This is a genomic window from uncultured Methanobrevibacter sp., assembly GCF_902770715.1.
In the GTDB taxonomy this organism is placed as follows: domain Archaea; phylum Methanobacteriota; class Methanobacteria; order Methanobacteriales; family Methanobacteriaceae; genus Methanocatella.
The window spans coordinates 1-12,775 of the sequence record NZ_CACXTS010000040.1 but is presented as its reverse complement, the minus strand read 5'-3'; the positions used below and the strand labels follow the sequence as shown (position 1 = coordinate 12,775).

At 34.9% G+C, this 12,775-nt stretch carries 16 protein-coding genes and 1 tRNA gene; 15 read left to right on the top strand and 2 right to left on the bottom strand.

Features of this window, described 5'->3' with window-relative positions; genetic code table 11:
• The 11 genes from rpsE to QZU81_RS09435 form a co-directional block, all read left to right on the top strand.
• A partial coding sequence (gene rpsE, locus QZU81_RS09485; RefSeq protein WP_295591516.1) for a 30S ribosomal protein S5 occupies positions 1-501 on the top strand: 501 nt, incomplete at its 5' end.
• A gap of 12 nt (positions 502-513) precedes the next feature.
• A complete protein-coding gene (locus QZU81_RS09480; protein WP_292825586.1) occupies positions 514-972 on the top strand; it encodes a 50S ribosomal protein L30 in 459 nt (152 codons plus the stop codon).
• A 15-nt stretch (positions 973-987) separates the two neighbouring features.
• Entirely contained in the window at positions 988-1,425 is a 438-nt protein-coding gene (locus QZU81_RS09475; protein ID WP_292825589.1) for an uL15m family ribosomal protein, read from the top strand.
• Between the two features lie 32 nt (positions 1,426-1,457).
• On the top strand, positions 1,458-2,816 hold the full coding sequence (gene secY / locus QZU81_RS09470) for a preprotein translocase subunit SecY (protein ID WP_295591515.1): 1,359 nt from the start codon (positions 1,458-1,460) through the stop codon (positions 2,814-2,816).
• 44 nt (positions 2,817-2,860) lie between these two features.
• Positions 2,861-3,421 (top strand): adenylate kinase, encoded by a 561-nt coding sequence (locus tag QZU81_RS09465; protein WP_292825595.1) that lies wholly within the window; start codon positions 2,861-2,863, stop codon positions 3,419-3,421.
• A 20-nt stretch (positions 3,422-3,441) separates the two neighbouring features.
• Positions 3,442-4,020, top strand: coding sequence for a DUF106 domain-containing protein (locus QZU81_RS09460; RefSeq protein WP_295591514.1), 579 nt, complete (start codon positions 3,442-3,444; stop codon positions 4,018-4,020).
• 115 nt (positions 4,021-4,135) lie between these two features.
• Positions 4,136-4,402 (top strand): 50S ribosomal protein L34e, encoded by a 267-nt coding sequence (locus QZU81_RS09455; RefSeq protein WP_292825601.1) that lies wholly within the window; start codon positions 4,136-4,138, stop codon positions 4,400-4,402.
• A complete protein-coding gene (cmk, locus tag QZU81_RS09450) occupies positions 4,402-4,923 on the top strand; it encodes a (d)CMP kinase (RefSeq protein ID WP_295591513.1) in 522 nt (173 codons plus the stop codon). Before QZU81_RS09455 ends, cmk begins: the two co-directional genes overlap by 1 nt.
• The gene (locus QZU81_RS09445; RefSeq protein WP_067043645.1) at positions 4,924-5,145 is read left to right on the top strand and encodes a 50S ribosomal protein L14e; all 222 of its coding nucleotides are present in this window, start codon (positions 4,924-4,926) and stop codon (positions 5,143-5,145) included. It abuts the gene before it with no gap.
• A 65-nt stretch (positions 5,146-5,210) separates the two neighbouring features.
• Positions 5,211-6,176 carry an RNA-guided pseudouridylation complex pseudouridine synthase subunit Cbf5 gene (locus QZU81_RS09440; protein ID WP_292825608.1) on the top strand — a complete coding sequence of 322 codons (966 nt, stop codon included), beginning with the start codon at positions 5,211-5,213 and terminating at the stop codon, positions 6,174-6,176.
• A gap of 189 nt (positions 6,177-6,365) precedes the next feature.
• Entirely contained in the window at positions 6,366-8,717 is a 2,352-nt protein-coding gene (locus tag QZU81_RS09435; RefSeq protein ID WP_295591512.1) for a transglutaminase domain-containing protein, read from the top strand.
• Between the two features lie 81 nt (positions 8,718-8,798).
• Here the strand turns inward: QZU81_RS09435 and QZU81_RS09430 are convergent, their stop codons facing one another.
• Together QZU81_RS09430 and QZU81_RS09425 are read right to left on the bottom strand one after the other, a co-directional pair.
• Positions 8,799-10,571 (bottom strand): DUF2207 domain-containing protein, encoded by a 1,773-nt coding sequence (locus tag QZU81_RS09430; protein ID WP_295591511.1) that lies wholly within the window; start codon positions 10,569-10,571, stop codon positions 8,799-8,801.
• Positions 10,572-10,585: 14 nt separating this feature from the next.
• Positions 10,586-11,143, bottom strand: a complete 558-nt coding sequence (locus QZU81_RS09425) for a LemA family protein (RefSeq protein ID WP_295591510.1) — start codon at positions 11,141-11,143, stop codon at positions 10,586-10,588.
• A gap of 202 nt (positions 11,144-11,345) precedes the next feature.
• On the opposite strand from QZU81_RS09425, the gene QZU81_RS09420 reads away from it, so the two are divergent.
• From QZU81_RS09420 to rpsK, 4 genes are all read left to right on the top strand, one after another.
• A tRNA-Ser gene (locus QZU81_RS09420) sits at positions 11,346-11,430 on the top strand.
• Between the two features lie 185 nt (positions 11,431-11,615).
• Complete coding sequence (locus QZU81_RS09415; protein WP_292825620.1) at positions 11,616-12,065, top strand: 30S ribosomal protein S13; 450 nt, start codon at positions 11,616-11,618, stop codon at positions 12,063-12,065.
• Positions 12,066-12,126: 61 nt separating this feature from the next.
• Complete coding sequence (locus QZU81_RS09410) at positions 12,127-12,666, top strand: 30S ribosomal protein S4 (RefSeq protein WP_292825623.1); 540 nt, start codon at positions 12,127-12,129, stop codon at positions 12,664-12,666.
• Between the two features lie 11 nt (positions 12,667-12,677).
• On the top strand, positions 12,678-12,775 hold a 98-nt coding region (gene rpsK, locus QZU81_RS09405; protein WP_295591517.1), incomplete at its 3' end, for a 30S ribosomal protein S11.

The following is a 12,775-nucleotide window of genomic DNA, read 5'->3' as shown; positions in this document are numbered from 1 at the left end:
GATTTAGAAGAAGAAGTAATGGATGTTAACTTAGTTCAAAGGATGCATAAATCTGGTAGAAAAGTTAATTTCAGAGTAATTGTTGCTGTAGGTAACAAAAATGGTTATGTAGGATTAGGTCAAGGTAAAGCTAAAGAGGTTGGTCCTGCTATCAGAAAAGCTGTAGACAACGCAAAATACAACATTATTAAAGTAAGAAGAGGTTGTGGAGATTGGGGTTGTGTTTGTGGAAGAGAACACACCGTACCTTTCAAAGTACAAGGTAAATCCAGTAGTGTAAGCGTTACCTTAATGCCAGCTCCAGCAGGAGTAGGTTTAGTAGTCGGTGACGTTGGTAAAACTATCTTAAAACTCGCTGGTATTCACGATGTATGGTCTCAAACCTTTGGACAAACTCAAACCACAGTTAACTTTGCTAATGCAGTATTCGATGCTTTAAAAGAATTAAGTAATGTTAAAGCAAGCAAAGAAGACCTCAAAAAAATGGGAGTTAATTACTAGATGGTGATTACTATGTTTTTGGTTATTAGAGTTAGAGGAACTACCGGTGTCATTAAAAATATTGCTGACACATTAGATATGTTAAGACTTAACAGAATCAGCCACGCAGTAATCGTTGAAGAAAACCCTAGTTACGAAGGTATGCTTCAAAAAGCTAAGGATTACATCACCTGGGGTGAAATTGATGCTGAAACTTTAGCAGCTATCATTGCTAAAAGAGGAAGACTCCCAGGAAATGTAAAAGTAACCGATGAATACGTTGCTGAAAATACTGATTACAAAGACATTGCTGATTTAGCTAAAGCTTTAATTGAATCTAAAGTTAAATTAGCAGACGTTGGAATTAAACCTGTATTCCGTTTACACCCTCCAAGAAAAGGATACGAAGACATCCGTTTATCTGTAAAAGAAGGTGGATCTTTAGGTTACAGGGGAGAAGAAATTAAAGATCTTGCAAAAAGAATGCTTTAAATCAGGTGTATATTTATGATTAGAACAAAACGTAAAATTAACAAACAAAGAGGTTCTAGATCCAACGGTGGAGGCTGTACTAAAAAACGTAGAGGTGCAGGTAACAAAGGTGGTAAAGGTAAAGCTGGTATGCGTAAACAACACTGGACTTGGACTGTAATCCACGACCCTGACCACTTTGGTAAACACGGTTTCAAAAGACCTCAAAAAATGATTAAAAAAGTCAATGCTGTTAATTTAAGTTACTTAGAGGAACAAGCTGATAAGTTAGTTGCAGATGGCAAAGCATCTCAAGAAGGTGATGCAATTGTTATTGATGTAACTGAATTAGGTTTCGACAAAGTTTTAGCTAAAGGTAAAATCACTAAAACTTTCAAAATCTCAGCTCCTCAATTTTCAGCATCAGCAATTGAAAAAATTGAAGAGTTAGGAGGAGAAGCTATAGAATTATAGCTTTTTTTCTTTTTTATTATTAGAGGAAAAAAATGTCCGCACTAGAAGTATTAGAGCCAATTTTTAGGGTTATTCCTGAAGTCAAATCTCCAGTTCACAGAGAAGACTTCAATGAAAAACTTAAATGGACTGGTGTTGTTTTAGTTTTATATTTTATTTTAACCCAAATTCCATTATATGGTTTAGCTCCTGGAGCTATTGATTCATTTGCTCAATTAAGAGCAGTTATGGCTGGAAGTTTTGGTTCAATTCTTACTTTAGGAATTGGTCCAATTGTTACTGCATCAATTGTTTTGCAGTTATTAGTAGGTTCAAATCTTTTAGAATTAGATTTGTCTTCCCATAAAGATAAGTCTCACTTCCAAGCTACTCAAAAAGTACTTTCTATCATTTTCACAATATTTGAAGCAAGCGTTTTGGTATTGACTGGTAACCTTGTTCCTATAGATGGTTCATACACATTGTTGTTGATTTTCCAACTTGTTATCGGTGCTTTGGTTATTATTTACCTTGATGAAGTTGTTTCAAAATGGGGATTCGGTAGTGGTATTGGATTATTCATTGCTGCTGGTGTATGTCAAGCGATTATTGTAGGTACATTTAGTATTTTAAATGGATCAGACGGTTTATTGGCAGGTATCATTCCTAAATTTATTCAACTAGCTACCAAAGGTACTTATGATTTCTCAATCTTAATCCCATTAATTGCTACTATTATCGTATTTATGGTTGTTCTTTATGGTGAGGCTATGAGAGTCGAAATTCCTATTTCACACGGTAGTGTAAGAGGTCACGGAAGAATTAGGGGATCTGTTGGTAAATATCCATTAAAATTCATTTACTCAAGTAACATGCCTGTAATTTTGACAAGTGCATTGCTTGTAAACGTAACTTTATTTGCAAATATTTTCCAAAAGATTGGAGTTCCAATTTTAGGACATATCAATAAGGGTAAGCCAGTTGATGGTATTGCTTGGTTATTATCCACTCCAAAATTATCCATGTTTGTTACAGAACCGATTCATGTTCTCATATATGCAATATTTTTCATAGCATGTTGTATATTGTTCTCATACTTATGGGTAGAAATCAGTGGATTAAATGCAAAAAAGATTTCAGAACAACTTTACAATTCAGGAATTCAAATTCCAGGATTCAGAAGTAGTAAACGTCAATTATATAAAATTTTGAAAAAATATATTCCTGCTCTTACCATCATAAGTGGTATCTATGTAGGTCTTATTGCTTTCCTTGCAGATTTGACCGGTGCTTTAGGTGGAGGTACTGGTGTATTGCTTACTGTAGGTATTCTTCATAAACTTTATGAAGAAATGGCTGAGGAACAACTCATGTCCGCAAATCCACTTCTTAGAAAATTCTTAGGAGATTAATTTTTCTCCTATATTTCCATTTTAACAATATGTGAGGGATTAAAATGAAATTAGTAGTATTAACAGGTATTCCAGGTTCTGGAAGTACAACATTACTTAACAAAGCACTTGAAGAAGTTGATTATGTACATTTAAATTATGGAGACATAATGACTGAAATTGCTATTAAGGAAAATATTGTTGAAGATAGGGATTCTTTAAGAAAATTACCGGCTGAAACTCAAAAAGAAATTCAAGCTAAAGCAGCAAAAGAGATTAAATCAAGGTCTGAAAACGATAATGTTATTGTCGATACTCACTGTACTATCAACACACCTGCAGGATTCTTACCAGGTCTTCCTATTTGGGTATTGGAACAATTGCAACCGGATCTTTTCATATTAATTGAAGCTCATCCTGATGAAATTATTTACAGAAGATTAAATGATGAAACCCGTGCTAGAGATGTTCAAAAAGCTAAAGACATTCAATTGCATCAAGAAATGAACAGAGCTACCTCAATGGCTTATGCCACCTTAACCGGAGCTACTGTTAAAATAGTTTCAAACCACGATAATCATTTAAACTCTTCAGTTTCAAAATTAGTGGACGTATTAAATTTATAAGTTAATAAAGAGGTATAACTATGGTTGATTTTATGGGCCCTATCTACGGGGCATTAAATGCAGTTTTCAATCCGATTTTAGCAATGGACCCAAATCCAGCTAATCCTGCTTTGACTGTTTTAATTATTGCATTCATTGTTTCTTTAATTACCACTGTCGCTAATAAGTATTTAGTTGACCAAGATGAATTGAATGCAAAACAAAAAAGCATGCAGGAGTTCAATAAAAGATTAAGGGATGCTCAAAAAAGAGGGGATGGAAAAGAAATAGCAAAACTTCAGGCTGAACAGGCTGAAATGATGAAAGACCAGACCGCTATGATGACTGAACAGTTCAAACCAATGTTTGTGACTTTCATCCCGATTATTTTAATATTTTTCTGGATGAGAGCTTCTGCTGTCAGCAATTTAGTTATTATCATGCCACCATCAGTTTATTGGGTGACTTTAGTTCCGATTTGGCATATGATTGGAAGTTTCCTGTATGGTGGACAAGCTACTATTCCATACGGTATTGGTTGGTTATTATGGTATATGATTTGTACTTTTGGTATGAGTCAAATATTAAGAAAATATCTCGGATTCAAACAAGGGTTCTAAATCGACTAAAAAACTATACCTTTATTAATAATGAAAAATATATATTATAGCATTCTATTTTGAATACGCTATTACACAATTATTAAATTATTTAAAAATTATTATAGGTGATTAAATGCCTGCAAATAGGTTTAGATCAAGATCATATAAAAGAGTTCATAAAAACACCCCTGGTGGGGAAAATGTTTTAAGATACAAAAAGAAAAAACCATCTAAGCATGTTTGTGCTGAGTGTGGTGCAGTATTACATGGAGTTCCTCGTGGACGTCCATATGAAATTGGAAAATTATCAAAAACAGCTAAAAGACCTAACCGTCCATACGGTGGTTACTTATGTTCAAGCTGTGCTCGTAAAATTTTCAAAAACGAGGCTAGAAAATAATGATAATTACTATCGGCGGATTAGCTGGAACAGGAACAACTACACTTGCTGAAGTGTTAAGTGAAAAATTGGATGTGCCTTATATTTCTGCAGGGTTCATTTTTAGGGAAATGGCTGCAGAAAGGGGTATGACCGTTCTTGAATTCGGTGAATTTGCTGAGGGTAATGATGATATTGATAAGGAAATTGATAAGAGGCAAGCTGAAAAGGCCAAATCAGCAGAAAATCTAATTGTCGAAGGAAGATTATCAGCATTTTTCGTTGACAATGCTGATTTAAGAATTTGCTTAATGACTCCATTTGATGTGCGTTCCAAGAGAATAGCTCAAAGGGAAGACAAATCTGTTGAAATAGCCAAAGAGGAAATTATTACTCGTGAAAAAAGCGAAGCCTTAAGATATAAAGAAATCCATAATATTGACATCAGTAATATGGAGATTTATGATTTAATTGTAAATACTGATAGCTTTGATCCAGAAAGCATATCAGAAATCATTATTCAAACATTAAAGGTGATATAAATGGCATCAATCGAAGTAGGTAGAGTATGTGTTAAAACTGCTGGTAGAGAAGCAGGCGAAAAATGTGCAATCGTTGAAATTATCGATGAAAACTTTGTAGAAGTAATTGGTGAAGCTGTAAAAAACAGAAGATGTAATATCGCTCACTTAGAACCAACTGCAGATTCCATTGATGTTTCTGGTGATGCAGAATCTATCAAAGCAGCTTTAGCTGACTTATAAATGAATAATTAAAATACGATTATTCATTATTTTACTATTTTTTACTATTTTTTAAGGTTTTTTTCATGAAATTTGAGATGGTAACCAAATCTAAAAGTTTTACTTCCCCTGATTTTGGATGTAAACCTGAAGAACGTGAAATTACTGATTATATTTCTAAAGGGGTAATCAATTTAGATAAGCCATCAGGTCCAACTTCTCATGAAATAGACTCTTGGGTTAAAAGAATTTTACCAATTGAAAAATCAGGTCACGGAGGAACATTGGATCCTAAAGTAACTGGTATTTTGCCGGTTGGATTGGATGACGCCACCCGTGCGATTCAACTTTTATTAACAGCTCCAAAGGAGTATGTATGTTTATTGACTTTCCATCAGGATGTCGATGAGGAAAGAATTCGTGAAGTATTTGCCGAATTTACTGGAAAGATATTTCAGCTTCCTCCGGTAAAATCCGCTGTAAAGCGTGAACTCAGAACCCGTAACATTTATTATTCAACAATTTATGAAATTGAAGGGCGTGACGTTTTATTCAGAATTGGTTGTGAAGCGGGAACTTATGTAAGAACATATTGTCACAATATAGGCGAAGCATTGGGTGTTGGGGCTCATATGGCAGAGCTTAGAAGGACACAGGTAGGTTCATTCAATGAGAAAAATCATTTGGTTACCCTTCAGGATGTAACTGATGCATACCACTTCTGGAAGGAAGACGGTGATGAATCATTCTTGCGTGACGCTATCATGCCAATGGAAAGGGCTGCAGATTATCTTCCAAAGATTATCATTAAGGATTCAGCCGTTGACGCTGTATGTCATGGTGCTGATCTTGCCTGTGGCGGAATTGCCAGTTTGGCGGATAACATTCAAAAGAATGATATTGTAGCAATTGAAACCTTGAAAGGTGAATTGGTCGGTGCAGGCCATTCATTGTTGACTTCTAATGAAATTTTGGAAGCGGATTCAGGTTTTGCAGTCAATGTTTCTAAAGTGTTAATGAAACCGGATACCTATCCAAGGTTCTGGAAGTAGATGTTATTCCCTTTGTTCAATAACTCTCATTTTTTTAGTTTATAGCATATAGAAATTTGTATAATTTATTTTATATCATGTCATTTTTTGTTTGTTTTAGAAGTTAGATTATCAATTTTTTAATAAAAAAGTTTAAATGAAATTTTTTAAAAATATTATTGTGTAAAAATACTTTTAAAAAATAATATTATGGTGGAAACAATTTTGAGAAAAAAATCAATATTTTCTTTGTTTTTAGTGTTTATTCTTGCTTTTTCAGTCAGTGCAATTCATGCAAATGATGCAAACATGACAAATACATCTACACTAAACTCTATCGATGAGGATGCAATGCAGATTGATGATGTGCTTCAAGAGGAGTCCATTGTCTTAAATGGTTCATCGGATGATGTTTCTTTAAGCGAAACAATCAAAAACAAAACAGAATTTACTTCCCCAACAGTTAGCGTGTATTATAAGGGGTCTTTTAATGTTACTTTAAAAGATTCAAACAATACACTGGCAGACAAAACCGTTGCTTTCACCATAAATAAGATTAATTACACTGCCGTTACAGATGAAAACGGTGTTTCTAGCGTTAATTTGAATTTAAATCCTGGCAAATATACTGCAACAGCATATTTTGCAGGAGATGACGGATGTGAAGCCAGCAGTTTAACCACTACTTTTAAAGTATTGCCCACCGTTAAAGCCAGCAATCTGTCAAAATACTATAAGGGAAGCAAGAAGTACACGGCCACATTCTTTGATAGCTATGGAAATACCTTGGCGAACAGAAAGGTCAATATTACTGTCAATGGAAAATCATACTCCAAAAAAACTAGCAGCAAAGGTGTAGTGAGTCTGCAGGTCAATTTAAAGCCGGGCACCTATAAAATCGTTTCAAAAGATCCCCTTACTGGATTTAGTGTAACAACCACCTTTAAGATTTTGCCGACAATCACTTCAAAGAACATTAAAAAGGTTGAAGGAAGCAGCAGGAAATTTTCTGCCAAATTCTTTAAAGGCACAGGAAAGGCATTGGCCAATAGATATGTAAAATTTAAGGTCAACGGTAAAATCTACAAGGTCAAAACCAATTCAAAGGGTTATGCTAGTTCAACATTCAAACAGCTTAAGAAAGGCACATATAAGGTTATTTGCTATAATCCAGATGGATTTTCAAAAACATATAAACTTCAAGTTTTCAAAAGGAAGGCATCCACCAAGTTGACATCCAGCTTTTACAATTTCCTTCCAAATGACAATAAGGTAATTGAAGCCAAATATACGACTGCATTAAATGATAATTCAAATGTTGGAAGGATTATCAAAATCAAAATCAATGGAAAGACCTATTCCAAAAAAACTGATGGTGACGGTATCGCATCCCTTAGCGTGAAATCATTCAAAAAAGGTCTTTACATGGTTGAGTATTCATATGATGGAACCAAATATTTCAAAGCGGCTAAAGCAAAAAATTTGGTTTCAATAATTGACGACCCTTCTGATACTAAATTAACAGTAAAAAGCACAAAGACTTTTGGTTATGGTGCAGGCACTCCATTCAAGGTTGCTTTCACTGCAGGTGGCGTTCCGCTGCCTAAAAGAACCATGACATTCAATGTCAATGGAGAGACTTATGTTCAAACAACTGATAACAAGGGAATTGCAGAAGTGCCTATCAATCTCGACATTGGCAATTACACCATTTCTTATAAGACCAATACTAAATTCAAAATAAATGGAACTTCCAGTTCCTGTGCAATAAAGGTTGTTCAGAGAAATGCTTCTAAAATTACCTGGAAATGTGGAACATCATATAAGGATAATCTGCAGACCTTTAAGGTTTTTGTAACTGATACAAAGGGCAATGCTGTTTCAGGTGGTTATGTTGAGCTGACAATTGATGGTGAGAGTTATAATTCAACGGTCGTATCAAAGGGTTATGCAACAGTTAAGACTGATGTTGCTTTAGGAAAATATAAGGTTTCTGTAAAATTCATGGGCAATAATGAGCTCCTTCCTAGCAGTTCCATATCCAAAACGGTAAATGTTAAGCTTTCCAAATTCGGCAATGGGTTGAATCAGAAAAATGCTGCTTCTCTAAAGGCATATCTTAAATCTTCTAGCTACTGCAAAGTCGGAAGTCCTGCTATCAAAGCGTTAGTCAAATCATTGACTAAAGGATTGACAAATAAGATAGATAAGGCAAAGGCGCTGTTTAATTATGTAAGGGATACATTGGACTACAGCTATTATTATAATTCAAAATATGGTGCGACAAAGACATTGAAGCTTAAGAAAGGAAACTGTGTTGACCATTCTCACTTGCTGGTTGCCATGTATAGGACAGCAGGATTCCAGGCAAGATATGTTCATGGGGTCTGCCATTTCATAAAAAGCGGCGATACAACAGGACATGTCTGGACTCAGGTCAAGATTGGAAAAACTTGGGTCTGCGGAGATCCTATAAGCTATTCAAACTCTCTGGGTAAAATTAAAAATTGGAATACTAATAGTTATCATGTGTATGCCAAGTATTCAAGTCTTCCATTCTAATTCATTTATTTTTTTTCAAAATGATATGTAATATATTTTTTACTTAAAAAATAGGTTAATAAAAAAAGAAAAATGGAAAAGCTAGAAAGCTCCTCCACCTCCACCACCGGATCCTCCTCCGAAGCCGCCGAAGCCTCCGGAATCGGATGATGAATGAACGGTTGAATAGCTTGAACTGTAAAATCCGTGGAATAACCCGTATCCTCCATAGTAATGATATCTGAATATGTCATCATCATATTCTGAAATATTTGGAATCTGCAGTTTCATGGATTCGTAAACCTCTTCAGCTACTCCAAGAGCCGCTCCATAAATCAGGTACTTTTTCCATACAACTATTGATTCTGGAGGGTGTTCTTTAATTAAACTGTTGTCCTCTAAGAATTTCTTGAAATTGTCCCATTTGAGATAGAAGACTCTACCCTTTTCAGTCCATCTTCCAAAAATATCCTCATCAATGTGCATCAGGGCTATTGAAAATATGAACAGTATTATTCCGGCTATAAGACAGAAGAATCCGCTGCTTAGATTTGTCATGAATCCAAGAACGGCAATTATTCCTCCGAATACCATTCCTCCCAATGCAATTCCGCTGATTAATGTGGAACCAGCATCATCAAAGTATTCTGGCAGGTTAATTTCATTTTTAACTGATTCTTCCCAACTTTTGACATGGTTCAGGAACCATTCCGCTTGTGTTTCCGAAGAGAATTTGCTGTTCAATTGAGATAGGTTCAACACGTTGTCCTTTGCAAAATGGGTTAATGTATTGAAAAGAATCTTTTCGCTTCGACTCAGCTCATTCTCCTTTTCATGATTGAAAGTCAAAAGCAATTCATTTGTACCGCTGCTGACATTCTCTTCAGTATAAAGCTTTAGGATTTTCCTGTCAATCAGGTTCATGATGGAAGCTTCAAACCCTTTTATATTAGGTGTTCCAAGGTCTTTCTTATTTTCAATTAGCGCATTGATCACCTCAGGTGAGTCATTGCTTGGGAGTTCCCTTTCGTAGATTCCATCATACATCACTTTAGGTTCTCTTCCATATTTGAAATAGGTAAATATGGCGCCGATTGGGCTTAAAATAGATAGCAATCCTAAAACAAGGTAGCTTGTATTCCAGAAATTCCTGCCGTTTATGCTGTCCTCAAGATTTTTCAGAATCATTTCACGGCCGTCTTGATTAACATGCTTTGCATAGGTCGCATCATTAAAGTCGCTTATAGGCATCAAAAGGAGCAATTCATACAATTCCCCTTTTGGAATGGATGAACTTTGTGCAGTAATTGTTTTTCCCTGAAGTGATGAGGATTCATTGTAATCCTGCGGATTCAGGAAGTATTCATTGCCGTTTGCTCCAGGTAAATTTACGATGGCTGTCAGGCTTCCGACACCTACGTCCCATTCGTCACCCCAAAGCTTGTATTGAAGAGCTCCAACATCATTGAAAAGTGTTACGACGCCAACCATATCATAGCTTATGTAAACTGACACGTCACAGTCTCTAATGCCTTTTGTGTGGGCGGCATCTGAGTATAAATAGATTTTCAAATGCTTATATCCGCCATCATCACTTTCTTTCAATACTGGATAGGCTCCATCTGCTGCAACTTGAATATTTTCTATGTTTTCTCCGGATTTCAGGGGAATATCCCTATAGACTCCGTTAAACGCTCCATCAAATGCATAATCATACTGTTCATCTACATGGAGTAGACCATTATTTCCAACGGTCAGTTCTATAAATGCCTGATCGATTGTATAGCTTCTGTCGTCATCAGCCGAAACGAATGTGAGCGTTGAAAATAATATAAAAATTAGTAAAATTATACAGAATGTTCTTCTAACATTCATATAATCCCACCTATCTAAAACTTAACTTCAGGAACTGCTCTTTCTGCTTCAGGTGCTTCAAAGAATACTTCTTCTTTAAAGCCAAATATTTTTGCAATCATGCTGCTTGGGAATTGTTGGCAGGCATTGTTGTATTTCAAAACGACATCATTATAGAATTGTCTTGCATATGAAATTTTATCTTCGGTGTCGCTCAATTCGGTTTGCAATTGTTGGAAATTGCTGTTGGCCTTTAAGTCAGGGTAATTTTCAGCAACTGCGAACAATGATTTCAAAGCGCCGGTCAACTGATTGTTTGCTTCACTTGCCTCTTGTGGAGTTGAAGCATTCATGACACTTGATCTTGCTTTTGTAACTTCTTCAAGCACACCTTTTTCATGGCCTGCATATCCTTTTACAGTTTCAACCAAGTTTGGAATTAAGTCATTTCTTCTTTTAAGTTGGACGTCGATTTGCGCATAACTGTTTTTCACACGGTTTCTGAGTCCAACGAGGTTATTGTACATGTGTATTAATGTTACTATAATAAATATGACTAATATAATTACTATAATCCATAAAATTAGGTTCATTTTATCACCTGTTAATATATATTTTGCATATTAAAAATATACTTTATCTTTTTAATGTATTTTAACTGGAAAAATCTAATTTATATTATAAATCATTTTATTTTATAATTTTCAGCTTTTAAGCAATACCTTTATATAGGGGTAAGTAAATATATTATCTTATCATATTATTCTAGAGAATATGATGTGCAGGTATTTGCATGCCGAGATAGTCTAGCCTGGTAAGGCGCGAGACTGGAAATCTCGTGGGCGTTCAGCCCTCCTGGGTTCAAATCCCAGTCTCGGCGTTTATTAGTTTTTAACTATATTTTTTTGATTAAATTTAAAAATACTTGTAAAACTGATATTTATGCACTCTTAGTTTATTTAAGCTAAGTTTATAACTGTTGAAAGAACTGTGTTTTGCTAGTCAAAACATTCGAATCTATTATTTTACGTCTCGTAGGTTCGCTCTATAAATGGAGGTTATTTAATGGAAGACGATTTTAAGCATTTAGTGCGTATTTCAAGAAAGGATGTAAATGGTAATAAAACCATTGAACAAGCTTTAACTGAAATTAAAGGTGTTGGAATATCTTTATCTAAAACTATGTGCCGTACTTTAGACTTAGATTTAGATGCTAAAATTGGATACATTGCTGACGAAGATGTTTTAAGAATTGAAGAAATTTTAGAAAACCCTCAAAAATTCGACATTCCATCATGGATGTTAAACAGAAGGGAAGACTACGAAACTGGTGAAGACATTCACTTAATCGAATCTGATCTTGACATGACTTTAAGGGACGATTTGAACAGAATGAAAAAGACCAGAAGCTACAAAGGTAGAAGACACGAAGTTGGTTTACCTGTTAGAGGTCAAAGAACCAAGTCTACTTTCAGAAAAAGTTCTTCAGTTGGTGTAAAACGTTCAAGAGGATAGGCAAGAGCTTTTTTTATAAATTAAATTATTTAAAATTCAATTTTATTAAGGAGATGTTTTAATGGGACAACCTAGAAAAGCAAGGAAAAAGTATAATACACCACCACATCCTTGGAATGCGGAAAGAATTAAAAATGAAAACAAATTAATGACTAAATACGGTTTAAAAAACAAAAAAGAAATTTGGAAAGCTGATACTTTAGTCAGAAGATACAGTAGGGAAGCAAGATACTTACTCGGTTTTTCTGCTGATCAAATGCAAGAAGAAAAATTAGAATTATTAGGACACTTAGCTAGAACCGGTGTTTTGCCAGAAGGTGCTGCTCTTGAAGAAATCTTAGATTTAAATGTTGAAGATATCTTAAGAAGAAGATTACAAACTATTGTATACCAAAAAGGTTTAGCTCGTACTCCTAAAGAAGCAAGAATGTTTGTTGTACACGGACACATAGCTTTAGGCGGTAAAAAAATCAACTCCCCAAGTTATGTAGTATTAAAAGGTCAAGAAGATGAAATCGGTTTCTACCGTTCTTCACCTGTAGCTAAACAAATTGAAGAGTACAATAATAACAAAGCTAATAAAGCTAATACTGAGGAATAAAGGGTGTAACTATGGCAAAAGATGAAAAATGGGGTATAGCTAATATTTACTCATCATTCAATAACACTATTATTACTGTAACAGATATTACTGGTGCTGAAACTATTTC

What these genes read in the sequence shown, in the direction of transcription:
- QZU81_RS09435 (WP_295591512.1), top strand. Translation starts at nt 6,366, where the DNA reads ATGGTGGAAACAATTTTGAGAAAAAAATCAATATTTTCTTTGTTTTTA.
- QZU81_RS09425 (WP_295591510.1), bottom strand. Translation starts at nt 11,143, where the DNA reads ATGAACCTAATTTTATGGATTATAGTAATTATATTAGTCATATTTATT.
- QZU81_RS09460 (WP_295591514.1), top strand. Translation starts at nt 3,442, where the DNA reads ATGGTTGATTTTATGGGCCCTATCTACGGGGCATTAAATGCAGTTTTC.
- QZU81_RS09455 (WP_292825601.1), top strand. Translation starts at nt 4,136, where the DNA reads ATGCCTGCAAATAGGTTTAGATCAAGATCATATAAAAGAGTTCATAAA.
- QZU81_RS09410 (WP_292825623.1), top strand. Translation starts at nt 12,127, where the DNA reads ATGGGACAACCTAGAAAAGCAAGGAAAAAGTATAATACACCACCACAT.
- QZU81_RS09440 (WP_292825608.1), top strand. Translation starts at nt 5,211, where the DNA reads ATGAAATTTGAGATGGTAACCAAATCTAAAAGTTTTACTTCCCCTGAT.
- QZU81_RS09465 (WP_292825595.1), top strand. Translation starts at nt 2,861, where the DNA reads ATGAAATTAGTAGTATTAACAGGTATTCCAGGTTCTGGAAGTACAACA.
- QZU81_RS09480 (WP_292825586.1), top strand. Translation starts at nt 514, where the DNA reads ATGTTTTTGGTTATTAGAGTTAGAGGAACTACCGGTGTCATTAAAAAT.
- secY (WP_295591515.1), top strand. Translation starts at nt 1,458, where the DNA reads ATGTCCGCACTAGAAGTATTAGAGCCAATTTTTAGGGTTATTCCTGAA.
- QZU81_RS09430 (WP_295591511.1), bottom strand. Translation starts at nt 10,571, where the DNA reads ATGAATGTTAGAAGAACATTCTGTATAATTTTACTAATTTTTATATTA.
- QZU81_RS09415 (WP_292825620.1), top strand. Translation starts at nt 11,616, where the DNA reads ATGGAAGACGATTTTAAGCATTTAGTGCGTATTTCAAGAAAGGATGTA.
- cmk (WP_295591513.1), top strand. Translation starts at nt 4,402, where the DNA reads ATGATAATTACTATCGGCGGATTAGCTGGAACAGGAACAACTACACTT.
- QZU81_RS09475 (WP_292825589.1), top strand. Translation starts at nt 988, where the DNA reads ATGATTAGAACAAAACGTAAAATTAACAAACAAAGAGGTTCTAGATCC.
- QZU81_RS09445 (WP_067043645.1), top strand. Translation starts at nt 4,924, where the DNA reads ATGGCATCAATCGAAGTAGGTAGAGTATGTGTTAAAACTGCTGGTAGA.